The following is a 20,147-nucleotide window of genomic DNA, read 5'->3' on the forward strand; positions in this document are numbered from 1 at the left end:
TCGACTAGTCGACGGGCCGGGGGCCGCTGTTGTTCTGCCAGTGCTCGTTGGCGTTGAGCGCGGTGAGCAGCAGGCGAATGGCGGCCACTCGGCGTTCCTTGCCCGGCAGTTTGTCCAGGGCGCACTCCGGGTCGGCGGGCGGGCCGAGATGGGTGCAGCCGCGCGGGCAGTCCTCGATGGCGGCGGCGAGGTCGCTGAACGCGGCGACCACGTCGTCGGGGGTGATGTGGGCCAGGCCGAAGGAACGGATGCCCGGCGTATCGATGACCCACCCGCCGCCGGGCAGTGGTAGCGCCACCGATTGGGTGGAGGTGTGCTTGCCCTTGCCGACCCCGGAAACCTCGCCGACGGCTCGATATGCGTCCGGCACAAGGCGATTCACCAACGTCGACTTGCCGACGCCGGAGTGGCCGATGAACGCGGTGAGCCGGCCGGTGAGCAATTCGAGCACCGGTTCGAGCGGATCGTCGACGCCGCCGTAGACGATGGTGAGGTCGAGATCCTCGAAGGCGGAAGCGAATTCGGATCCGGCGTCCAGATCGTGCTTGGTCAGGCACAGCACCGGATGCAGCCCGCCGGCGTACGCGGCGACCATGCACCGCTCGACGAATCCGGTGCGCGGCGGCGGGTCGGCGAGCGCGACCACCATGAACAGCTGCTCGGCATTGCCGACCACGATCCGCTCGAACGGATCGGTGTCATCGGCGGTGCGCCGCAACACCGTTCGGCGTTCGGTGACCCGCACGATGCGGGCCAGCGAGTCGGGCCTGCCGGACAGGTCGCCGACCACGTCCACCTGATCGCCGACCACGATCGGGGTGCGGCCGAGCTCTCTGGCGCGCATGGCGACGATGTGCCGGTCCGGGTCGTCGCCGAGCACGCAGCCCCAGCGGCCGCGGTCCACCGAGACCACCATGGCGGATTCCGCATCACTGTGCTGCGGACGGGTTTTCGTGCGCGGACGCGAACTCTTGCCCGGGCGTACCCGGACGTCGGATTCGTCGTACTCGCGCTTCCTCAGTGCGCCGCCCCTTGATCGGAGAGCGTCGGATCGAGCATCCGCTCCCACAGCGCAACGAAATTCGGCAGCGTCTTGGCCGTGGTGCCGATGTCCTCGATCTCGATGCCCGGCACCCGCAGGCCGAGAATCGCTCCGGCCGTTGCCATTCGGTGGTCGGCGTAGGAATGCCAACGGCCACCGTGCAATTCGGCGGGCTCGATCTCCAGGCCGTCCTCGGTCTCGGTGACCTTGCCGCCGAGCCGGTTGATCTCGGTGGACAGCGCGGCCAGCCGGTCGGTCTCGTGCCCGCGCAGGTGCGCGATGCCGCGCAGGTGCGACGGGGAGTCGGCGAGGGCGGCCAGGGCCGCGACGGTCGGGGTCAGCTCGCCGACGTCGTGCAGGTCGATATCGATGCCGGCCAGGCGATCGGGGCCGTGCACGGTCAGCACGCCGTCGAAGACCCGCGCCTCGGCGCCCATCCGGACCAGGATCTCCCGGATCACGTCGCCGGGCTGGGTGGTCAGCCGCGGCCAGTGCGGGATCTTGACCTCGCCGCCGGTGACCGCCGCGGCGGCCAGGAACGGCGTCGCGTTGGACAGGTCCGGCTCGACGTCCCAGTCCACCGCGCGGATCGGGCCGGGCGCGACCTGCCAGGTCTGCGCCAACCGGCTGTGCTCGGGCGCCTGCACCTGCACGTCGGCCCGGCGCAGCATCTCCACGGTCATCTCGATGTGCGGCATCGAGGGCAGCGCCTTGCCGTCGTGATGCACGACCAGGCCCTCGTCGAACCGGGCGGCCGAGAGCAGCAGGCCGGAGACGAACTGCGAGGAACCGGAGGCGTCGATGGTCACCGTGCCGCCGCGCAGCGCGCCCTTGCCGTGCACGGTGAACGGCAGCGCGTCGCCGTCGATGTCGGCGCCGAGGGTGCGCAGCGCGTCCAAGATGGTGCTGAGCGGGCGAACCCTGGCCTGCGCGTCACCGTCGAAGGCCACCTCGCCGTCGGCCAGCGCGGCCACCGACGGCAGGAAGCGCATCACGGTGCCCGCGAGCCCGCAGTCGACCGTGCCGCCCTGTAGCGGGGCCGGGGTGACGGTCAGTGTGTCGGCATCGCCTTCGATGCTCGTGCCGAGCGCGCGCAGTGCCGCGATCATCAGGTTGGTATCGCGACTGCGCAACGCGCCGGACAGCGTCGACGGACCGTCGGCCAGTGCGGCCAAGATCAATGCCCGGTTCGTGATCGACTTCGATCCAGGCAGGGTCACGGTCGCGTGCACGGGGACATCGACATAGGGCGCTGGCCAGAAACTCACGTGTTCCATCTTCACCCATCGCCCAACCGGACACACGGGCGGTCGCCCGAATGCAACGCAATTCGCCCGAACGCGGCCGCCCCACAGATCCAGCCGCCGATGCATCGTGGCGGTGCCTACGGTGCGACGGCGAGGAGATCTGTGGGGCGCAACGAATTTCCCGCTTACTTGTGCCGCCCGTGGATGAACGGAACCAGCTTGCGCAGTAGCTTCATCGTGGACTGGGTGCGCGAGTAGCTGAGCAGGGCCATGCCGGGAATCGCGAAGCGCTGCACCGCGATCGAGTGCGGGCGGGCGAATTCGCGCAGCCCCGGCTCGCCGTGGATGCGGCCGATGCCGGAATCGCCGACGCCGCCGAACGGCAGGCCGGGGATGGCGGCGAAGGCGAGCACCGAGTTCACCGAGGTGGCCCCGACGTGCAGCCGGCGCGCGATCTCCAGGCCGTTCTTCTTCGAGTACACCGCCGAGGACAGGCCGTACTTGGAGCTGTTGGCCAGCTCGACCGCCTCGTCCACGCCGTCGACGGTGCGGATGGTGACGGTCGGGCCGAAGGTCTCCTCCTGCACCGCCTCGGACTTCTCGTCCACGTCGACCAGCACGACCGGCTCGATGAACGGCGCCTTCACCGATTCCGGGCCGCCGAGCACGGCGGTGCCGCCGTTCTTCAGCGCGGACTCGATGTGCCGGCGCACGATGTCGACCTGGCTGGGCATGGTCATCGGGCCGTAGGCGGCCTCGGCGCCCGAGCCGGGTCCGACCTTCTCCAGGATCTTCTTCACCTCGGCGACGAACTCGTCGCGCACCGACCGGTCGACGTACACCCGCTCGACGCCCGCGCAGGTCTGGCCGCTGTTCGCGGTGGCGCCCCAGGCGACCGCGTCGGCGGCGGCCTTCACATCCGCGTCACCCGCGACGATCACCGCGTCCTTGCCGCCGCATTCGAGCAGCACCGGGGTGAGGTTCTCGGCGGCGGCGGCCATGATCCGCTTGCCGGTCGCGGTGGAGCCGGTGAACGCGAGCTTGTCGACGCCCGCCTTGACCAGCGCGGCGCCGGTCGCGCCGTAACCGTTGACGGTGATGAACACGCCCTCGGGCAGTTCCGGGTTGGCCTTGGCGAACGCGTCGGCGAGGAAATTGCCGATGCTGGTGGAGAACTCACTGGGCTTGAACACGACGGTGTTGCCCGCGGCGAGCGCGTAGCCGATGGAGCCGTTCGGGGTGTAGACCGGGTAGTTCCACGGGCCGATCACGCCGACCACGCCGAGCGGGCGCTGTTCGACCCGGGCGGCGAAGTTGGACATGAACGCGCCGGGGGAGACCTTCTTGGGCGCGAGCACCTTCTTGGCGTTCTTGGCCGCCCAGGCGATGTGCTCGAGCGCGAGCATCAGCTCCAGGAAGGCGTCGTCGAGCGGTTTGCCGTTCTCGGCGTGGATCAGCTTGCAGAACTCGTCGGAATCCTTGACCAACTGGCTCGACCAGCGCAACAAGTGCGTCTTGCGCTCGTCGTAGCTCAACGCGCCCCAGGTGGCGGCGGCCGTGCGGGCCTTCGCCACCGCCGCGAGCACGGCCGCGTCGTCCGCGATCGGATGGGTGCCGATCACCTCGCCCGTGGCGGGATCGACCGACGTGAGCGTCGTGTCCGGTTTGGTGTCGGTGGATGTCACGGTGAGTTTCTCCTCTTGCCGATGGGGCTCGGGACGACGTCGATCCCGGATACTCCTGGCGGTGGCCGGTCGGTGCGCATGCGTCAGCGGACGGGCACAGACCACCCATCCTCTGAGAGAATGGTAGGTCAAAACTCTCAACTGGTCACCAGCTATGGATCAATTGTCCATGAGAATGTCGGTGGCAGGTGGAAGTATCGAGATATGTGCGGACGATATGCGACCACGACAGATCCGGGTCGGCTGGCGGCCGAACTGGACGCGCTCGATGAAACCGAAAGCACCGCGGGCGCGGGCACTTTCACCAACTACAACGTCGCGCCGACCACCCAGATCCTGACCGTGGTGGAGCGGCACGAGCACGGTCACAAGGACGACGACCCCAGGCTGCGCCTGCGCCGGATGCGCTGGGGCCTGATCCCGCTGTGGACCAAGGCCGCCGAACCGGGCGTTCCGGTCAAGGGCAAACCGCTGTTCAACGCGCGCGCCGACAAGGCCGCCACCACCCCGTCGTTCCGCGACGCGGTGAAGTACCGGCGTTGCCTGATCCCGATGGACGGCTGGTACGAGTGGGTGGTCGAGCCGGACCCGGACGCCAAGGGCAAGGCGGTGAAGAAGCCGTTCTTCATGGCGCAGGCCGACGGCTCCCGGCTGTACATGGCCGGCCTGTGGTCGGTGTGGCGGGACAAGTCGCTGGAAACGAGCGAACCGCTGCTGTCCTGCACGATCCTGACCACCGACGCGGTCGGCGACCTGACCCGCATCCACGATCGGATGCCGCTGCCGATGCCGCAGGAGCACTGGGACGCCTGGTTGGACCCGGACCACCCGGCGCCCGCGGAACTGCTGGAGACGCCGAGCGAGGCGGCCATCGCGGGGATCGTGGCGCGGCCGGTGCCGTCGCTGGTCAACAGCGTGAAGAACAACGGGCCGGAACTGCTCGACCAGGTGTCCGAAGACGAGGAAGCCGGGCAGATCAGTCTGCTCTGATCGCCCGGCTCCGCGGCACTAGATCAGAGCGAGCACTTCACCGCCGGGCTGGCGATGTTCAGCCCGCACTTGACGATGCCCGTGACCAGGTCGATGACCTTGTTGGTGACGGCCCCGCCGAGATTCTCGGCCTTCTTCCCCTTGTCGTCCGCCTTCGGCGCACTCGGGGTGCTCGGGGCGTCGTCGGTGCCCAGGCCGTCGAACGGGAAGTCGACCTGGGTCACGATCGGCGCGGCCACCGCCGCCGGGGCGGATAGGGCGACCGTGCCGAGGGCCACGGCGAAGGTTCCGAGCAGGGCGACGATCACGGTGCGTACACGCTGGTGCGCGGGCATTTCGCATCACATCCTCGAGTCGGACGAATCTGGCCCGTCCATTGACGCACAGATTGTCCCGAATCAAGTGGATTGTCAGGTCCTCACTGTGGCGGTCACCGCCGCGGTCAGCCGGATCAGGTCGGCGGGCGCGACCTCGATCTCCAGCCCGCGCCGCCCGGCGCTGCACAGCATGCGGTCCCAGGTCAGCGCGGAGTCGTCCACCACGGTCGGCAGCAGCTTGCGCTGGCCGAGCGGGGAGATGCCGCCGAGCACGTAGCCGGTCGTCCGTTCGGCCTTCGCCTTGTCCGCCATGCTCGCCTTCGACACGCCGAGCGCGGCCGCCGCGGCCTTGAGCGACAACGTATTCGGCACCGGCAGCACCGCGACGGCGAGCGATCCGGTGGACAGTTCGAGCACCAGCGTCTTGAAGATCTGTGCCGCGGTCACGCCCAGCTCGCCGGCCAGCGCGTCCACCGCCTCGGTGCCGTAGGAATCGGCGCGCGGATCGTGGGTGTAGGCGTGCACCCGATGGGCCACCTTCGCCTGGGTGAGCGTCCGGATCGCCGGTGTCGAGGCTCCTGCCATGGCGAAGACCTTAACGATGGCCTCGGGAACACAGGACGTGTCCCGCATGTTGGAAGCGAATACACAGCGCACGGACGGGACCGCCTTCCCGGCCGTCGCCACTGATCAGCCCAGTAAATGACGTGAAGGAGATGTCGGTGCCAGTACTGCTCGACGAACGTCCGATCTGGACGAAGGCGTCACCGACGGAAGCCGGATTCTCATTCGAATTGCCAGTACCGGTAGATTTGGCAGGTACGGCGATCGAAGGGACAGGTGTGACGAGCGACGATCACGTGGTGACCGACGGAGTCGGTGCCGCGGTCGACGAAACCGAGCTGGCCCAGCGGTTCGAGCGTGACGCGCTCCCGCTGCTCGACCAGCTCTACGGTGCCGCGCTGCGGATGACCAGGAACCCGGCCGACGCCGAGGACCTGGTGCAGGAGACCTACGTCAAGGCGTTCCAGGGGTTCAAGTCCTTCAAAGAGGGCACGAACCTGCGCGCCTGGCTCTACCGGATCTTGACCAACACCTATATCAACTCCTACCGCAAGAAGCAGCGTCAGCCCGCGCAGTACCCGACCGATGAGATCACCGACTGGCAGCTCGCGGCAACCGCCGAGCACACCTCGCAGGGTCTGCGTTCGGCCGAGGTGGAGGCGCTCGACGCGCTCCCCGACGACGACATCAAGGCCGCGTTGCAGGAGCTTCCGGAGGAATTCCGGATGGCCGTGTATTACGCCGACGTCGAAGGCTTCCCATATAAGGAAATCGCCGACATCATGGGTACCCCCATCGGTACCGTGATGTCCCGGCTGCACCGCGGACGCAAGCAGCTCAAGGGTTTGCTCGCCGATGTGGCGCGCGAACGTGGTTTCAATCGTTCGGGGGAACGCCAGGAGGTCAAGCAGTGAGCGAGCGCAGCGAGCGCATAAGCGCAGCCGCCTACGCGGTCATGGCGGAGCCGAGCGCCAGCGAGGTGGAGGCATGAACGCGGAGCGGGACCCCGATATGGATCTCGACTGCACGGCAGTACTCACCGATATCTGGTTGATGCTCGATGGTGAGTGCAATGACGACACGCGTGCTCGGTTGCAGCACCATATGGATCATTGCTCGCCGTGCATCGAGGCCTACGGCATCGAGGAGAAGATCAAGGGTCTGCTGAGCCGCAAATGCGGCGGCGACCGCGCGCCCGACGCGTTGCGCGAGCGACTGACCTTCGAGATTCGCCGGACGGTGACCGTGGTGGAGACCAAGATCGACTCCGCCGACTCCTAGGTCACCCCGTAAACAACTGAGCGGCACGCCTTCCCTGCGGAAGTGCGTGCCGCTCTGCGTTTTTCGGCCGAGCTTTCGCTCAGGAGTTCGGCCGCTTGCCGTGGTTGGCCGCGTTGCCCTTGCGACTACGCTTCTTACGTCCGCGCTTGCCCATGAGTAGTCTCCCTTCTGATTGAAGGCCATTCTTTCACGTGTGGTTGGCTATACCTTCAGCGGATGCAGGCCGGGCGGCTCGACGGCTCGGACTCGCCGAAGTGAGCTGCGGCGTACCAACCGAACGAATGGGGTGTCAGATGGCTGAGGAAGTGCTCGCCGAGCTGGTTTCGGTCGTCTTCCAGGTCGTGGTCAAAGAGGGCGACGCGGTCAAAGAAGGCGACACCCTGGTGATCCTCGAGTCGATGAAGATGGAGATTCCCGTGCTCGCCGAGGTCGGCGGCACCGTGACCTCCATCGGCGTCAAAGAGGGCGACGCCATCAAGGCCGGGCATCTCATTGCCGTCATCTCCTAGAAGCGAATAGCGGTAGATCTTCATGGCGACGCTGAGCGAGCTATTAGCCGAACACACCGACCTACCCGGCGTCGCCGTGGACCATCTGCAGCGCGTGGTGGGGGATTGGCAGCTGCTGGCCGATCTGTCCTTCGCCGACCTGCAGCTCTGGGTCGGCGCAGGCCCGATCGCGGCGGGCGCGGACATCGTGTGTGTCGCGCAGTGCCGGCCGACCACAGCCTCCACCGTGCATCACGAGGACCTGGTCGGCACCCTGGCCTTGCAGGCCGATCATCCGCAGGTGTTCGAGGCGTTGATGTCCGGCAAGATCGTGCGCGCCGATCGCGACGTGGAAACGGCCGGGGTATATCACCCGACACCGGTGCACGCGGTACGCGAGGCCATCCCGGTGCGCTGCGGCGACGACGTGATCGCGGTGCTGAGCCGCGACACCGACGTGCAGCGCTCCCGCGTGCGCAGCACACTCGAAATCGCCTATGTCGCTTGCGCCGACGATCTGTGCCAGATGATCGCCGACGGCAGCTTCCCGACCACCGAGGACCGCGCGGCCACCCACTCCAGCCCGCGCGCCGGTGACGGTTTCATCCGCCTCGACACCGAGGGCATCGTCGTCTACGCCAGCCCGAACGCGTTGTCCGCCTACCACCGGATGGGCCTGCAGGCCGACCTCGCCGGTCAGGATCTCGCGGTGCTGACCCGTTCGCTGATCACCGATCCGTTCGACGCGCAGGAGGTGGTCGGCGACATCCAGGCCGCGCTGGCCGGGCGCACCGGCCGCCGGATGGAGGTGGAGGCGCGCGGCGCGACCGTGCTGCTGCGCACCCTGGTGCTGCGCCCGCACGGCGAATTGGCCGGTGCCGCAGTACTTGTGCGCGATGTCACCGAGGTCAAACGCCGGGATCGGGCGCTGCTCAGCAAGGACGCGACCATCCGGGAGATCCACCACCGGGTGAAGAACAACCTGCAGACCGTCGCCGCGCTGCTGCGGTTACAGGCGCGCCGCACCGAGAACGAGGAGGCGCAGGTCGCGCTCACCGAGTCGGTGCGCCGGGTCACCTCGATCGCCTCGGTGCACGAGATGCTGTCGATGTCGGTGGACGAAGAGGTCGACCTGGACGAGGTGGTGGACCGGCTGCTGCCGATCATGGCCGACGTGGCCACCGTGCACACCGCGCGGATCAAGGTCCGCCGGGCCGGTTCGCTCGGCGTGTTCTCCGCCGAACGCGCGACGCCGCTGGTGATGGTACTCACCGAACTGGTGCAGAACGCGATCGAGCACGCCTTCGATTCCGGCGAGAACGGCACGGTGACAATCCGTTCCGAGCGTTCGGCGCGCTGGCTCGACGTGATCATCAGCGACGACGGCCGCGGCCTGCCCACCGGTTTCAGCCTGGAATCCTCCGACCGCCTCGGCCTGCAAATCGTGCGGACCCTGGTGACGGCGGAACTCGGCGGTTCGATCGGCCTGCATCCGGGCGCCGATATCGGTACCGATGCGGTACTGCGGGTTCCGTTGGGCCGCCGCTCCGGGCGTTGAGTAAGTCGTTTCGTTATATGCGTTGGGGCACAAGAGAGCCCGGCACCTCTAGGGTGCCGGGCTTAAATGCGATTACCGGACCGGGGCTGAATGGTCCGGTAAATCCGATCGTCTGCTAGACGACGGTGCGGGTGCGCGTGCGTGCGTTGCGACGCTTGAGCGCCCGGCGCTCGTCTTCACTCATACCGCCCCACACGCCGGCATCCTGTCCGGACTTCAGGGCCCAGGACAGGCAGTCAGCGGTAACGGGGCAGCGAGCGCAGACCAGCTTGGCATCGGCAATCTGCGCGAGCGCAGGACCACTGTTACCCACCGGGAAAAACAGTTCGGGGTCCTCGTCGCGACAGATGGCCTTGTGGCGCCAGTCCATTCCTCTGCTCCTTTGCTGGGCGCCGCAAATGGCGCCGACGGTTTGTGGATCGTTCACTTGTGCGACTCGAATGTTTCCGCACGGTTGCTTGTGAATGCTTTCACGAACACCGTAGATGTCAATAGGTATCTGGTGCACCGTGGGGAAGCTCACGCTCTATCGGCCCCCGCTAGGGGAACCTGCCCGGTCCTTTGTACTCGCTCTACCCAGTTTTCGCAGCACTACCACGATGTTTTTCGTGCGTTTCGTGCATCACTCTGGTCGCGGCGCCACGACATCCAAGACGGCGGGCACGGCCGTGAAATCCACCACGTTGCGCTTCCCGATAAAGTCGCCATCGATTTGCAGACCGATGGGTTCCTTCGTCTCGATGCGCACGGACGGAACGTTGTCTTCGCGAAACAAATTGCGAGACTTGGGGTTTCCGTCGGCGGCCAAGAGCTGCCTGGCAAGCAGCAGTGTAGGCAGTACCGCCATGGAACGCACGGCAAACACGCCGAGTCCGTCCTCGAACCTGGTGCCGGGGTTGGTGTGCACCGGGGTGGAGTCGAGGTAGGTCCAGGGGGTCGTGTTCGTTACGAAGGCGTAATGCACGTCGGCGATGGTTTCGTGCCCCGGGACCTCGATCCGGACGCTCGGCTCCTTGCGCTTGGCCCGGAAGAACTGCCGCACGGTCGTGCGGAGGTAGCGGGCGGGGGTGGCGGTCTTGCCGCGGGCGCGGCTCTCGTCGATCGCCTCGCACACATCCGCGTCCAGGCCGACGCCGGCGCTGAAGGTGAACCACCGGTCGTCGGCGAGGCCGAGGCCGATCCGGCGGTCCCGGTCCAGGGTCAGCAGATCGATGAGCTGGTTGGTAGCGGTGACCGGATCCGGCGAGATACCGAGCGCCCGGGCGAAGACGTTCGCCGAGCCGCCGGGGATCACGCCGAGTCGGGGCAGCCAGGCCTGCCCGTCGTTGAGCTCGGGCAGCGGCAGGAAGCCGTTGATGGTCTCGTTGACCGTCCCGTCGCCGCCGTGCACGACGATCAGATCCATCTCGTTGGTCGCCGCCCACTGCGCCAGCTCGGCGGCGTGGCCGCGGTGCTGGGTGTGCGCGACGGTCAGCTGGGTGCGGCTCTCCAGCGCGTGCGCCAGCAGGTCCCGAGTCGCCGGAGTGGTCGAGGTGGCATTCGGATTCACGATCAGCAGCGTCCGCACGTCCCGCAGCCTAATCGCCGCCGGTGCCGGTCCGAAAAGCCGCTGAACCGCAACGGTCGCGGCGACGTCGACTACGGCGGGTCGTAGGCTTGCCGGGTGGCTGAACGTAAGGGTGACGTTTCCGGTGGCGTGCCGAGGACGGTGCGTGGCGCAGGCGGGCTGGTGACGCTGGAGGGCGCCGTCGCGGTGGTCGTCGCGCTGGTGTTGATCGTGCGCGGGTTGCTCGGTCACGATCAGTCGAAGACCAGCGGGTACGGGACGGCCGCGTGGTTCGGCATCCTCGGCGGGGCGGTGTTGGCCGCGGGCATCGGGCTGCTGCTGGGCAAGCGGTGGGGGCGGGCGATCGCGGTGATCGCACAGTTGCTGCTGCTGCCGGTCACCTGGTCGTTGCTCACCGACTCGCATCAGCCGGTGTTCGGCACGCTGCTCGGGGTGGTGGTCATCGCGACGCTGGTGCTGCTGTTCGCCCCGGCGTCCACCCGCTGGATGGCCGCGGACTACGCGATCGAGCCGGAGAAATCTTGATCAACGGGACTTGACCGGGTGTCTTGTCCCGTTGACAGCTAGTCGGCGAGCGCTGTGCGGCAGCGGGAGTCGGCGCGCCGAGTGGTTTCGGGGAGCCGGTATTTCGGCGTGAGCGCGAGAACCTGGGCGCACGCGGTGTCCAAGTCGATGCGGTGGCCGATCGAGACGAAGACCGGTTTCACCCCGGCGCTGGTGCGCAGGGCCGCGCCGACGACCTCGCCGTCGATGATGATGTCGGTGCGGGCGCCGCGTTCGGGTGCGGGTTCGAGGTAGTCGCCCCAGACGGACTTGGCGACGCCGATCGACGGCAGGCCGGTGAGCACGCCCAGGTGGCACGCGAAGCCGAAGCGTCGCGGGTGGGCCAAACCCTGTGCGTCACAGACCAGTAGGTCGGGCGCGGTGTCGAGTTGCGCCAATACCCGCATGGTCGTAGGTAATTCGCGGAACGCGAGCAGGCCCGGGTAGTAGGGGAACTCCGTAGTGCCGTGTGCGACAGCGGAATCGACGGTTTCCAGGGTGGTCGTGTTCAGCACCACGACGGCGGCCGCGACCGCGCCCGTTTCGGAGTAGGCGCAGTCGATACCCGCGGCGGTGCCGAATTCCCTTGTCGATCCGGTGGTTTCGACCTTCGGCCGCAATTCGTCCTGGATCGCCATGGCTTCGTCGAGCGTGGTCGGCCAGGCGTGCTCATCGATCGGGGTGAGCCAAGTCATCGTCGGTGAGCTACTGCGCTTCCTTGGCCAGCTTGCCGAGCGGTTCGCCGGTGAGGCGGTAGCCGACCCACGCGTCTTGCGCTGCGGCGCCGAGGGATTCGTAGAAATCGATGGACGGCTTGTTCCAGGTCAGCACGGCCCAGTCGAGCCGGCTGTAACCGTGGTCGACGGCCTCCTTCGCCAGCGTCGCGAGCAGCGCCTTGCCGTAGCCCTTGCCGCGCGTTTCCGGCTTGACGTAGAGGTCCTCCAGATAGATGCCGTGCACGCCGTTCCAGGTGGAGAAGTTCAGGAACCAGATCGCGCAGCCGACCAGGTCGCCGTCCTCCTCGACCACGTGCGCGAAGACCTTGGGCTCGGGACCGAACAGCGCGGTGTCCAATTGCGCGGTGGTCACCGTGCATTCGTCGCTGGCCTTCTCGTACTCGGCGAGGTCGTGCACGAGGCCGACCAGGCCCGGCACGTCGGCGGGGACGGCGCGGCGTAGTTGTGCAGTCACAGTGTCACTCCATTGGCGGTCGGAACCAGGTTGTGCGCCAGGATGGTTCGCACGTCGTGTTCGAAGCCGAGCACGGTCAGCGCGCCGGTCGACATGGCGAACCGGCGGCCCTCGCGCAGATCGAATTCGGCCCAGCGGGCGATCAGCGCCCGGGAGAAGTGTCCGTGCCCGACGAGCACGATATCGCGCTCGGGCAGGCGCGGGGCCACCGCGTCGAGCACCCGATCGGCCCGGGCCCGCACCTCGTCCGCGGACTCGCCGCCCGGCACGGCGCCGGTCCAGATGGTCCAGTCCGGCGCGGTCTCCCGGATCTGCGGGGTGGTCAGGCCCTCGTAGTCGCCGTAGTCCCATTCGGCCAGATCGTCGTCGACGGTGATGCCGGTGAGTCCGGCCAGCTCCGCGGTCTGCGCGGCCCGCCGGCGCGGGCTGACGAACACCAGCGGATCGCGCAGCTTCAGCGCGGTCAGCAGCGGACCGGCGGCCCTGGCCTGATCCTCGCCGTGCTCGGTGAGCGGCAGATCGGTGCGGCCGGTGTGGCGGCGCTGCGTCGACCAGCTGGTCTCGCCGTGGCGCAGCAGCACTAGTCGAGCGTCATCGAGTACTGACATGGATCCATCATGGTTCACCCGCGCCGAACCGTACCGCCCGGCCGGTGTTACCTCCGGTCGGCACGGCTGGTCCAGGCTCAGCCGAGGGCGTAGAGCTCGGTGCCGCGCCGCTCGAGCACGATGGTGCCGAGCACCGCGAGGGAGATGGGGGCGCCGGTGTAGCCGGGGCGCTCGACCGGGATGCGGCCGACCTCGGCGCCGGTGGTGGGGTCGAGGGCGGCGATCGCGCCCGCGGTCGGCATGAGCAGCCGGCCCGCCATCATGCCGGGGGAGCCGAGCGCGCCCGCGGCGGTCCAGATCGGGTCGAAGGTGCTGCCGTTCAACGCGATTACGCTGTTGCCGGTGAAAACCAGGTAGGCCGAACCGATTCGGGTGGTCGTCGTCTTGTCGCTGAGCGGCGCCGAAAGCTGGTGCACCACAATCGGATTGCCGGTCGCGTCGAAGACCGCCAGGCGGGGCGCCGCGGCCTCCACGCCGGCCGTGGCCGGTGCGCCGGGCAGGTAGAGCACGATTCGGTTGTCCGACACCGCGAGTACTCGCGCGTCCGGGGAGTCCGATCCGGCGCCGGTCAGCACGTGCGAGCCGAATTCCTCGGGCACCGTGTTGTCCTTCGGCGCGGGGTTCAGCATGGTCAGCCGGTCGGCGGCATCCTCGGGGCAGCGTTCCAGCACGCCGAGCCGGGACGGGCTCGAACCCGAGGACAGCAGCGTGCAGCCTTTGCGCGGTTGGGTTTTCACGTTCACCGGCGCGTCCACGAACCCGTATTCGATGGTGCGCACCAGGTCCGAGCGCCACATCTCCAGCCGCTTCGGGCCCTGCGCCAGCACGTAGGTGCCGTCGACGGACAGCCGCACGGACGGATCCATGTAGCTGCTGCGCGCGGTGCGCCGGGCGCCGTTCTCACCGGCCAGCAGGGTGGCCTGGCTGCACCCGCGTTCGTCGCGGTACACCGCGACCACGGTGCTGAACTGGCCTTCGATCCCGCAGAGCGGCATGTCCCGCCGGTAATGCCAGAGGTCCTGGCCGGTGCGCGGGTCGTGGCCGGTGACCGTGCCGTCGTCACCGGTGACGGCGACGCCCGCGGAGGTCAGGGCCCGGCTGCTCGCCGTGTCCGGCGCGTGCCACAGCTCGCGCAGGGTGGTGGGCAGCTGGTCGGCGGCGACGGGGGTCGGCACGGGCGAGCTGGCGGTCACCGACTCGGTGCCGTTCGCATCGCCGCGCACCCACACCACCACCGCCGCGATCACCACGAGTACGGCGATCGCGGCAGCGGAGATGACGTCGGCGCGCGTTCGCCGCTCGGGTGCGAGCACGGTTGCGAGAGTAGCGGATCCGGTCGGTCAGACCGAAGCCGTGGCGGGCTCTACCGCGCTACCACTGTCTTCGTTCGCGTTGTCACCGGCGGGCTTGCGCCGCCGGCGCCGGCGACGCGCGGGCTGATCGCCCGAGTCGGCATCGTCGGTTCCGTTGTCGTTCGCGGCGTCGGTGGTGGCTTCGGCGCCGGTGTCCGTGCCGTTCTCGCCTTCGCCCGCGGGCTTGCGCCGACGGCGGCGGCGACGGGCCGGCTGATCGCCGTTCTCGTCGGCCGGTGCGTCCTCGGCGGAGTGCGTGCCGTTGCCGTTCGCCGATTCCTCCGCGCCGTTGCTCGCCGCGTCGTTGCCGGTGGTCTCGTCGATCGGCTGACCGCGCACGGTGCGCTTGCGGTTGCGCTTGCGCGGGGCGCGCGCCGGGCGCTCCACCACGACCGCGTCCTCGTCGCGCTCCGGCTTGGTCTTGCGCACCGTGCCGGTGACGCCCTCGGGGATGCCGAGCTCGGCGAACAGGTGCGGCGAACGCGAGTAGGTCTCCACCGGCTCGGCGATGCCGAGGCCGAGCGCCTTGTCGATGGCGGCCCAGCGGCCCAGCTCGTCCCAGTCGATCAGGGTCACCGCGATACCGGTGCGCCCGGCCCGGCCGGTGCGGCCGATCCGGTGGACGTAGGTCTTCTCGTCCTCGGGGCACTGGTAGTTGATCACGTGGGTGATGTCATCGATGTCGATGCCACGGGCCGCGACGTCGGTCGCGACCAGCACGTCGATGCCGCCCTTGCGGAACTTGTTCAGCGCCTTCTCCCTGGCGATCTGCCCGAGGTCACCGTGCACGGCGCCGACCGAGAAGCCGCGCTCGGCCAGATCGTCGGCGACCTTCTGCGCGGTGCGCTTGGTCCGGGTGAAGATCATCGTCGCGCCGCGGCCCTCGGCCTGCAGGATCTTGGCCACCAGCTCGGCCTTGTCCAGCGCGTGCGCCCGGTAGACGAACTGCGCGGTGCGATCGTGGACGGCCGTCTCGTGTGCTTCCTCGGCCCGGATGTGCGTCGGTCGGCTCAGGAACGTGCGGGCCAGGGTGATGATCGGGCCCGGCATGGTCGCGGAGAACAGCATGGTCTGGCGCTTGTCCGGGACCATGGTCAGGATGCGCTCGATGTCCGGCAGGAAGCCGAGGTCGAGCATCTCGTCGGCCTCGTCCAGCACCAGCACGCCGACCTTGCCGAGGATCAGATGGTTCTGGTTCGCCAGGTCCAGCAGCCGGCCCGGAGTGCCGACGACCACGTCGACGCCGGTGCGCAGCGCCGCGATCTGCGACTCGTAGGGGCGCCCACCGTAGATGGAGGCGACCTTCAGCGGGCCCTGGTGGTTGGTCAGGTACTTGCTCGCGTTCTCCAGGTCGGAGGTGACCTGGATGCACAGCTCGCGGGTCGGCACGATGACCAGTGCCCGCGGGGTGCCGTCCAGCGGCGTGGTGCCGGTGTCGGCGGTGGCGATGCGATGCAGCAGCGGCACGCCGAAACCGAACGTCTTACCCATGCCGGTGCGGGCCTGCCCGATGAGATCTTCACCGGCGAGCGCCAACGGCAGGGTGAGTTCCTGAATGGCGAAAGTACGTTCGATGCCGATCTCGTCGAGCGCGCGGACGATTTCGTCGCGAACGCCCAATTCGGCAAATGTGGGTGCGGTATGTGTGGCGTCCAGTTCGGCGGTCAACAGCGTCTCCGCTACCCCGGGTTCCTGTTCGACAGTGATCTTGCTCAGGTTCGTGCCTTCCTCGTAATCGCGTCCCGCGCGCACGAGGTGGGGCGGACCGGTCGGCCCGCGACGACCACGTCTCCGCCTGTGATACTCACCCGGCCACGCTCGCGAGGTCTTCGGGTGCCGCGACTGGGCGGCTACCTCGGCAGACATCGGCGCGGCGCACTGGTGATGCGGAGCTGGTGCGCGCACATTTTCCTGAACGACGAAACCTCTGCCCGTTATGCCGATCGGCGGTACCGCGGGGCGGTGCACGCACAGATCCGGCAACTCGAGCGAGTGAAACTTTTCGTTGTCCGGTGCGATTGTAGCGTGATATTGTGCGCGGCTCGAATTGCCGTCGGCGCATATTCGGAAATCGAACTCAGGTCTCGCGCCGCCGTTCATCGACGTACGCTGCGCGACATGGCAATTCATCCCGCGCGGCAAATCTGGACGACTCTCGAACCACTACATGACGTGGTCTATTTCGGGGCCGGTGTCAAGGAGGCAGGAGTCGCGATCGGACTGCGTGGTTACTGGCAAACTTACTTCGCATTTCGGGCCGCGCCGCTCGGCGCGGTGACCGCCGCCACAGTGGAGGCGGTTTTCGCCGGATTTCATCCGGAAATGGTGCGCAAAGCGCTCCCGGGGGCCTGGTCGCGGGCCACGCCCGAGCAGTGCCTCGCGGTCCGGCTCGACCTATCCACGGCCCTACTACGCGGCCTCGGGGCCGGTGAGGCGGAGTGTGCCCGTGCGGTCTCGCTGCTCGCGCCGGTGCTCGAGCAGGCCGATCCGACCGGCAGGCCGCTCTACGCGGCCAACGCGGCGCTGCCGCTGACCGCGGACCCGGTGGGCGCGCTGTGGCAGCTGACCACCGCGTTGCGCGAGCATCGCGGCGACGGGCACGTGGCGGCCTTGGTGACGCACGGCCTGACCGGGCGGCAGGCGATGGTCATGCAGGCGGCGGCGGGCAAGGCGACGGAATCGGTCCTGCGCGGAGCGCGCGGGGTCTCCGAGCGCGAGTGGGCGGACGCGTTCGACGAATTGCGGGCCAGGGGAGTGGTCGAGGGGGAGCCGGTCAATCCGGCATTGACCGGCAGCGGCGCCGAGTTGCTCGGCCGGGTCGAGGCGAGCACGGACGACGCGGCCTGGAACGGCGCGCTGGCGGTGCTGTCCGCCGACTCGGTCACCGAGTTGCGCACCTCGCTCGCGCCGCTGGCCGACCGGGTGCACGCCGCCATCGTGCCGCGGGCGAATCCGCTCGCCATGGGCAAGCGATAGCCGCGAAACCGGACTTGCCTGTTACCGGCGGTACCGAGATGTGAGACATTTTCGGGGTGAATATCGCGGACACCGTCACGACCGCCGCCCGCAACGCGTGGGCGTTGACCTTCGGTTCGGGCGTCGAGGCGCCCGACCCCACCCCGTCGACGGTGCTGTGGGACGAACCGCACCGGCAGCTGCGTCGGTTCGAGCAGCGCGCCGGTGCCACCGGAACAGCCTCGGCCGCAACGGATTCCGCGGTGCTGCTGGTGCCGCCGCTGGCCGCGCCGGCCAGCTGCTTCGATCTGCGTCCCGATCAGAGCCTGGCCGGGTTCCTGCTGGAGACCGGGCGATCGCCGTACGTGATCGACTACGGCGAGATCTCCTTCGGCGACCGGCGGATGGGCTTCGAGGACTGGATCGACGAGATCCTGCCCGAGGCGGTGCTGCGCACCTCCGCCGACCGCGACGGCAAGCCGGTCGATCTGGTCGGCTGGTCACTCGGCGGCACGCTGGCCTTGCTCACCGCGGCCGCGCACCCCGAACTGCCGATCCGCTCGATCACCGCGGTCGGCGCCCCGCTGGACTACGACAAGATGACCGGCATCCCGCAGCTGCGCTCGGTCGCCAAGCTCACCGGCGGGATCGGCACCTCGACGCTCATCCGCGCGGCCGGCGGCGTGCCCGCGCCGCTGACCAGGTTCGCGTACAAGGTCACCTCCTGGGACCGCGAGCTGACCCGCCCGTGGTTCGTCGCCAGCAATATCGCGCGCACCGAGACACTGGCCCGGATGGAGACCATCGACCGGTTCATGGCCGAGATGCCCGGCTATCCCGGCCGCTTCTACAACCAGCTGTGGGGCCGGTTGATCCTGAACAACGACATCGGCCGCGGCGTCGTGCAACTGGGCAAGCGGCGCATCGAGCTGGCTCAGGTGAGCGCGCCCGTGCTGCTGGTCGGCGGTCCCACCGACGTGATCACCGCGGCGGCCGCCGTCGAGGCGGGCACCCGGACGCTCACCGGCGCGGCCTCGGTCCGCTACGAAACCGCCCCCGGCTCCCACCTCGGCATCCTCACCGGGCCGGATGCCCGGGACACGACATGGTCGTATCTGGACAAGTTCCTCGGGGAGAACGCCTGAATTCGGACAACTTTCGCTCCCCGGCGGCGCGACCGTTTTCGAGTACTAGGCTGGGGCCATGGGAGCACAGTCACCTGCCGCGCTGGGTGTTTCGTCGACCGATTCCGTCTCCGCCGACCATCCCGGCGTCATAGATCTGTTCGCGGTGCTCGCCTACGGTGAGATCTCCGCGTTCTACCGGCTGGCCGAGGAAGCCAAGCTGTCGCCGTCGCTGCGCGGCAAGGTTGCGGTGGCCAAGATGGCCTCGGCCGAGATGGGCCACTTCAACGCGCTGGAGTCGGCGCTGGCCGAGCGCGGCGTGGACATCTTCGACGCGATGGCGCCGTTCGTACGCGCGCTGGACGCCTATCACGCCTCCACCGACCCCTCCACCTGGCTCGAGTCGATGGTGAAGTTCTACGTCGGCGACGGCATCGCCGCGGACTTCTACAACGAGATCGCCGGCGCGCTGCCGCCCGAGGTCGCCGAGGTGGTCCGCGACGTGCTCGCCGAGACCAGCCACTCCGAGTTCGTCGTCGAGGAGGTCCGGCGCGCGGTCGCGACCAGCCGCTCCGAACGCGACCGGCTCACCCTGTGGGGCCGGCGGCTGCTCGGCGAGGCCATCACCCAGGCCCAGTACGTCATGGCGCAGCGCGACGAGCTGACCGAACTGGTGCTCGGCGCCGCGGGCGACCTCAACGGCATCGCCGCGCTGTTCGAGCGCATGCAGGCCAGCCACGCCGAGCGCATGGCGAAGCTCGGAATCTGAACTCTTACTCGTTGGCGGCCGCCGGTCGGACCAGTCGCAGGCCGGGCGTCTGCACCTGGGCCTGATCGGTGAGCCACACGATGACGCTCTGATCGCGGTCGGCCTCGAGCGTCTCGAACGGAACCTGCACCAGGCCGTGCACCGGATGATCGATGTGCAGCATCCCGGACACCCGCGCCCCGACGTGGTGCGGCTTCCAGCGGGCCGCGAAATCCGGGTGGCGGCGCAGCGCCTCGATCGTCTCCAGTACCGAGTTGTCGCCCGGCCAGCGCAGTTTGGCCCGCGACAGCGCGGCGGTGAACATGTCCGCCGCCTCGGACCAGTTCCGCAGCACCTGGCGCGCGGCCGGATCGTGGAAGGTATACCAGGCCAGGTTCGGCTGGCCCTCGGTGTGGTCGAGCAGGCCGAGCGGTGCGACGAAGTCCGCCCAGGCCGCGTTCCAGCCGAGCACATTGAGCCGGCGGCCGACCACGAACGCGGGGGTCGGCTGCAACGCGCGCAGGATCGACTCGATCGTGTCCGCGATCTTCTCCTCGGCGGATTCGCTGCCGGGGCACTGCGATTCGTTGCCCGAGGCCAACGCCAACATGCTGAAGTGATGGCGCTCGTTGCCGCGCAGCAGCAGCGCGTCGGCGAGGGCATCGATCACCGCCACCGAGGGATTGTTGTCCCGGCCCTGTTCGAGCCGGGCCAGATAGTCCGCGCTCACCCCCGCGCGGACCGCGACCTCTTCGCGGCGCAACCCCGGGGTACGGCGACGCCTGCCCTCGGGCATGCCGACGTCACCGGGGCGCAATTCAGCGCGCCGGGCGATGAGGAATTCCGCGAAACCGTTCCGAGCCATGGGATCCATCGTGCCGTGTCCT

The 20,147-nt window shown here is 68.5% G+C and carries 23 protein-coding genes; 9 read left to right on the top strand and 14 right to left on the bottom strand.

Annotated elements, in window-relative coordinates:
* Positions 1-4 precede the first annotated feature (4 nt).
* The 3 genes from rsgA to F3087_RS14760 form a co-directional block, all read right to left on the bottom strand.
* Entirely contained in the window at positions 5-1,021 is a 1,017-nt protein-coding gene (rsgA, locus tag F3087_RS14750) for a ribosome small subunit-dependent GTPase A (protein ID WP_150402874.1), read from the bottom strand.
* On the bottom strand, positions 1,018-2,319 hold the full coding sequence (gene aroA, locus F3087_RS14755; protein WP_150402468.1) for a 3-phosphoshikimate 1-carboxyvinyltransferase: 1,302 nt from the start codon (positions 2,317-2,319) through the stop codon (positions 1,018-1,020). Before aroA ends, rsgA begins: the two co-directional genes overlap by 4 nt.
* A 155-nt stretch (positions 2,320-2,474) precedes the next feature.
* On the bottom strand, positions 2,475-3,974 hold the full coding sequence (locus tag F3087_RS14760) for an aldehyde dehydrogenase family protein (protein ID WP_150402469.1): 1,500 nt from the start codon (positions 3,972-3,974) through the stop codon (positions 2,475-2,477).
* 204 nt (positions 3,975-4,178) lie between these two features.
* Between F3087_RS14760 and F3087_RS14765 the strand changes: the two genes are divergently transcribed.
* Complete coding sequence (locus F3087_RS14765; protein WP_150402470.1) at positions 4,179-4,964, top strand: SOS response-associated peptidase; 786 nt, start codon at positions 4,179-4,181, stop codon at positions 4,962-4,964.
* 23 nt (positions 4,965-4,987) lie between these two features.
* Here F3087_RS14765 and F3087_RS14770 read toward each other — a convergent pair whose 3' ends face one another.
* On the bottom strand, positions 4,988-5,299 hold the full coding sequence (locus F3087_RS14770) for a hypothetical protein (RefSeq protein ID WP_150402471.1): 312 nt from the start codon (positions 5,297-5,299) through the stop codon (positions 4,988-4,990).
* Positions 5,300-5,374: 75 nt separating this feature from the next.
* On the bottom strand, positions 5,375-5,866 hold the full coding sequence (gene ybaK, locus F3087_RS14775) for a Cys-tRNA(Pro) deacylase (RefSeq protein WP_150402472.1): 492 nt from the start codon (positions 5,864-5,866) through the stop codon (positions 5,375-5,377).
* A gap of 137 nt (positions 5,867-6,003) precedes the next feature.
* Between ybaK and F3087_RS14780 the strand changes: the two genes are divergently transcribed.
* Together F3087_RS14780 and rsrA are read left to right on the top strand one after the other, a co-directional pair.
* The gene (locus F3087_RS14780; protein ID WP_449583772.1) at positions 6,004-6,759 is read left to right on the top strand and encodes a sigma-70 family RNA polymerase sigma factor; all 756 of its coding nucleotides are present in this window, start codon (positions 6,004-6,006) and stop codon (positions 6,757-6,759) included.
* Between the two features lie 73 nt (positions 6,760-6,832).
* Positions 6,833-7,126 (top strand): mycothiol system anti-sigma-R factor, encoded by a 294-nt coding sequence (rsrA, locus tag F3087_RS14785; protein WP_150402474.1) that lies wholly within the window; start codon positions 6,833-6,835, stop codon positions 7,124-7,126.
* A 79-nt stretch (positions 7,127-7,205) separates the two neighbouring features.
* Here the strand turns inward: rsrA and F3087_RS47420 are convergent, their stop codons facing one another.
* Positions 7,206-7,280: a 50S ribosomal protein bL37 gene (locus F3087_RS47420; RefSeq protein ID WP_110293457.1), complete on the bottom strand. Its 75-nt coding sequence runs from the start codon at positions 7,278-7,280 to the stop codon at positions 7,206-7,208.
* Between the two features lie 139 nt (positions 7,281-7,419).
* Between F3087_RS47420 and F3087_RS14795 the strand changes: the two genes are divergently transcribed.
* The gene (locus F3087_RS14795) at positions 7,420-7,635 is read left to right on the top strand and encodes a biotin/lipoyl-binding carrier protein (protein WP_150402475.1); all 216 of its coding nucleotides are present in this window, start codon (positions 7,420-7,422) and stop codon (positions 7,633-7,635) included.
* A gap of 22 nt (positions 7,636-7,657) precedes the next feature.
* The gene (locus tag F3087_RS14800) at positions 7,658-9,172 is read left to right on the top strand and encodes a sensor histidine kinase (protein WP_150402476.1); all 1,515 of its coding nucleotides are present in this window, start codon (positions 7,658-7,660) and stop codon (positions 9,170-9,172) included.
* 115 nt (positions 9,173-9,287) lie between these two features.
* Here the strand turns inward: F3087_RS14800 and F3087_RS14805 are convergent, their stop codons facing one another.
* A complete protein-coding gene (locus F3087_RS14805) occupies positions 9,288-9,542 on the bottom strand; it encodes a WhiB family transcriptional regulator (protein ID WP_011211115.1) in 255 nt (84 codons plus the stop codon).
* Positions 9,543-9,794: 252 nt separating this feature from the next.
* A complete protein-coding gene (locus tag F3087_RS14810) occupies positions 9,795-10,739 on the bottom strand; it encodes a diacylglycerol/lipid kinase family protein (RefSeq protein WP_150402477.1) in 945 nt (314 codons plus the stop codon).
* A 96-nt stretch (positions 10,740-10,835) separates the two neighbouring features.
* Between F3087_RS14810 and F3087_RS14815 the strand changes: the two genes are divergently transcribed.
* Positions 10,836-11,264 (top strand): hypothetical protein, encoded by a 429-nt coding sequence (locus F3087_RS14815; protein ID WP_223885070.1) that lies wholly within the window; start codon positions 10,836-10,838, stop codon positions 11,262-11,264.
* A 38-nt stretch (positions 11,265-11,302) separates the two neighbouring features.
* On the opposite strand, the gene F3087_RS14820 is transcribed toward F3087_RS14815, so the two are convergent.
* From F3087_RS14820 to F3087_RS14840, 5 genes are all read right to left on the bottom strand, one after another.
* Positions 11,303-11,977, bottom strand: coding sequence for an endonuclease V (locus tag F3087_RS14820; RefSeq protein ID WP_150402478.1), 675 nt, complete (start codon positions 11,975-11,977; stop codon positions 11,303-11,305).
* Positions 11,978-11,987: 10 nt separating this feature from the next.
* The gene (locus F3087_RS14825; protein ID WP_150402479.1) at positions 11,988-12,473 is read right to left on the bottom strand and encodes a GNAT family N-acetyltransferase; all 486 of its coding nucleotides are present in this window, start codon (positions 12,471-12,473) and stop codon (positions 11,988-11,990) included.
* Positions 12,470-13,081: an acid phosphatase gene (locus F3087_RS14830; RefSeq protein ID WP_150402480.1), complete on the bottom strand. Its 612-nt coding sequence runs from the start codon at positions 13,079-13,081 to the stop codon at positions 12,470-12,472. The genes F3087_RS14825 and F3087_RS14830 overlap by 4 nt, the downstream gene beginning before the upstream one ends.
* A 77-nt stretch (positions 13,082-13,158) precedes the next feature.
* Entirely contained in the window at positions 13,159-14,394 is a 1,236-nt protein-coding gene (locus F3087_RS14835; RefSeq protein ID WP_150402481.1) for an Rv3212 family protein, read from the bottom strand.
* A gap of 27 nt (positions 14,395-14,421) precedes the next feature.
* Positions 14,422-16,185 (bottom strand): DEAD/DEAH box helicase, encoded by a 1,764-nt coding sequence (locus tag F3087_RS14840; protein WP_223885071.1) that lies wholly within the window; start codon positions 16,183-16,185, stop codon positions 14,422-14,424.
* Positions 16,186-16,551: 366 nt separating this feature from the next.
* On the opposite strand from F3087_RS14840, the gene F3087_RS14845 reads away from it, so the two are divergent.
* The 3 genes from F3087_RS14845 to F3087_RS14855 are packed head-to-tail and all read left to right on the top strand — an operon-like array spanning position 16,552 to position 19,281.
* Positions 16,552-17,409: an SCO6745 family protein gene (locus F3087_RS14845; protein ID WP_150402482.1), complete on the top strand. Its 858-nt coding sequence runs from the start codon at positions 16,552-16,554 to the stop codon at positions 17,407-17,409.
* A gap of 56 nt (positions 17,410-17,465) precedes the next feature.
* A complete protein-coding gene (locus F3087_RS14850) occupies positions 17,466-18,533 on the top strand; it encodes an alpha/beta fold hydrolase (RefSeq protein ID WP_150402483.1) in 1,068 nt (355 codons plus the stop codon).
* 58 nt (positions 18,534-18,591) lie between these two features.
* A complete protein-coding gene (locus tag F3087_RS14855; protein WP_150402484.1) occupies positions 18,592-19,281 on the top strand; it encodes a ferritin-like fold-containing protein in 690 nt (229 codons plus the stop codon).
* 4 nt (positions 19,282-19,285) lie between these two features.
* Here F3087_RS14855 and F3087_RS14860 read toward each other — a convergent pair whose 3' ends face one another.
* Positions 19,286-20,125 (bottom strand): helix-turn-helix transcriptional regulator, encoded by an 840-nt coding sequence (locus F3087_RS14860; RefSeq protein ID WP_150402485.1) that lies wholly within the window; start codon positions 20,123-20,125, stop codon positions 19,286-19,288.
* Between the last annotated feature and the right edge of the window lie 22 nt (positions 20,126-20,147).

The sequence above is a fragment of the Nocardia colli genome (genome assembly GCF_008704205.1).
In the GTDB taxonomy this organism is placed as follows: Bacteria; Actinomycetota; Actinomycetes; order Mycobacteriales; family Mycobacteriaceae; genus Nocardia; species Nocardia colli.

Bases quoted from the DNA above. Each gene is read 5' to 3' on its own strand.
- aroA (WP_150402468.1), bottom strand. From the start codon at position 2,319: ATGGAACACGTGAGTTTCTGGCCAGCGCCCTATGTCGATGTCCCCGTG.
- F3087_RS14765 (WP_150402470.1), top strand. From the start codon at position 4,179: ATGTGCGGACGATATGCGACCACGACAGATCCGGGTCGGCTGGCGGCC.
- F3087_RS14770 (WP_150402471.1), bottom strand. From the start codon at position 5,299: ATGCCCGCGCACCAGCGTGTACGCACCGTGATCGTCGCCCTGCTCGGA.
- ybaK (WP_150402472.1), bottom strand. From the start codon at position 5,866: ATGGCAGGAGCCTCGACACCGGCGATCCGGACGCTCACCCAGGCGAAG.
- rsrA (WP_150402474.1), top strand. From the start codon at position 6,833: ATGAACGCGGAGCGGGACCCCGATATGGATCTCGACTGCACGGCAGTA.
- F3087_RS14795 (WP_150402475.1), top strand. From the start codon at position 7,420: ATGGCTGAGGAAGTGCTCGCCGAGCTGGTTTCGGTCGTCTTCCAGGTC.
- F3087_RS14800 (WP_150402476.1), top strand. From the start codon at position 7,658: ATGGCGACGCTGAGCGAGCTATTAGCCGAACACACCGACCTACCCGGC.
- F3087_RS14805 (WP_011211115.1), bottom strand. From the start codon at position 9,542: ATGGACTGGCGCCACAAGGCCATCTGTCGCGACGAGGACCCCGAACTG.
- F3087_RS14820 (WP_150402478.1), bottom strand. From the start codon at position 11,977: ATGACTTGGCTCACCCCGATCGATGAGCACGCCTGGCCGACCACGCTC.
- F3087_RS14830 (WP_150402480.1), bottom strand. From the start codon at position 13,081: ATGTCAGTACTCGATGACGCTCGACTAGTGCTGCTGCGCCACGGCGAG.
- F3087_RS14845 (WP_150402482.1), top strand. From the start codon at position 16,552: ATGGCAATTCATCCCGCGCGGCAAATCTGGACGACTCTCGAACCACTA.
- F3087_RS14855 (WP_150402484.1), top strand. From the start codon at position 18,592: ATGGGAGCACAGTCACCTGCCGCGCTGGGTGTTTCGTCGACCGATTCC.
- F3087_RS14860 (WP_150402485.1), bottom strand. From the start codon at position 20,125: ATGGCTCGGAACGGTTTCGCGGAATTCCTCATCGCCCGGCGCGCTGAA.